Source organism: Rhodopseudomonas sp. B29, from assembly GCF_000333455.1.
Lineage (GTDB): Bacteria > Pseudomonadota > Alphaproteobacteria > Rhizobiales > Xanthobacteraceae > Rhodopseudomonas.
This window is the reverse complement of record NZ_BADD01000293.1, coordinates 1-1298: the sequence shown is the minus strand read 5'-3', so window position 1 is coordinate 1298 and position 1298 is coordinate 1. Positions and strand designations below refer to the sequence as shown.

The following is a 1298-nucleotide window of genomic DNA, read 5'->3' as shown; positions in this document are numbered from 1 at the left end:
GGGCCGGCGACGCCATCATCGGTGACGCCACGGCCTGCAGCAACAGCGCCAGAAACAGTTCAGGGGAATGCGCTTTCGGGCCGGTTTTCAGACATCCGGCACCGACCAACGTCGGCACGGCGAGCGTTGTCCAGGCGGTGGCGGCGATGACGATGCCGGGCTGTCGCAAATGCGTGCGGACATGCGCCGCGTCGACCCGCATGAAGGAGATGCACAGCAACACGAACACGGCTTCGCCCACATAGGGTCTCAACAGATCGCCGAGCGGTGGCACCGCGAGGCCGAGAACGACCAGCGCCGCGATGGCACGCGTGCCTTGCCGGCCAAGCCACGCCAGCGCCTGCACGGGCAGCATCATCCCGCGCCTCAAACCGATCGACATTCGTCCCCTGCCCCAGACCATCAGCGGCCGGACAATGGCCGAGGACGGCGGGCGCGACAAAATCACTTCTGATTGCCGTGTGTGTCGGCTCGGTGCGACCCGCTGCCCTCAGTTCTGCAAGCGCACGCCGAGCATCACCACGGTGGCGTTGTAGCTGCCGCCGGCGACGTTGGAGGCCAGCGTGTCGTAGCGCAGCTGGCCCTTGACCCAGAACTGACGTGTCAGCTTGTAGACCAAGTCACCTTCGATCGAGCTGAATTTGTCGGAGCGGCCGGAGCCCTGGTAGTCGTAGGTCGCGTAGGTGAATTTGCCGATCGCCGTCAACCAGCGGCGGAAATCGTGGTCGACTTCGGCCGTGTAGGTGCGGGTGAACACGCCGGAGACGCCGGCGAGCGGCGACTCGGAGATGGTGGTGTCGGCGTTGAGTTTCACCGTGGTCAGCGGAGTCATCGTGTAGATCAGCGAGGCTGAAGTCAGCAGGCCGCCGAGGTTCTGTAGCCGTGCGTCCGAATAGGTGCGCGACGCCCAACCGATCGAAGCCTCGCCGGTCAAAAGCCGGGTGAGTTCAAAACTGGTACCGGCCTTGGCGTAGCCGCCGTTTGAGTCGCGGCGATAGCCGTTGCGGTCGGTGACGGCGTCGTGAACGCGCGTGTCGCCTTCGACTTCGACGAACGGCTGCAGCCCCGGCTTGAGCTCGTAGCTGACCCGGCCGACGCCGCCATATTGATTGTAGTTGCGATCGCGGTTCGAGTCGGTGGTGCCGTCGGTGAGCTCGGAGTTCTGGTACACGGTGCGATCGACGGTGCCGATCGCGGTGACGCGCAGCCGGTTGAAATTCTGATCGATGCCGCCCGATGCCCCGGTCGTGGTGAAGATCGGGTACTTTGTCAGACCGAGCCCGAATTTTCGGCTGCCC

1 protein-coding gene and 1 pseudogene are annotated in these 1298 nt (G+C 64.6%); both read right to left on the bottom strand.

Features of this window, described 5'->3' with window-relative positions; all coding sequences use genetic code 11:
- Positions 1–382, bottom strand: a pseudogene (locus I5M_RS10815) (Na+-dependent transporter); the annotation flags it as partial.
- 108 nt (positions 383–490) lie between these two features.
- Positions 491–1298, bottom strand: an 808-nt coding sequence (locus tag I5M_RS10810) for an outer membrane beta-barrel protein (protein ID WP_022721421.1), incomplete at its 5' end; no start/stop codon positions are given.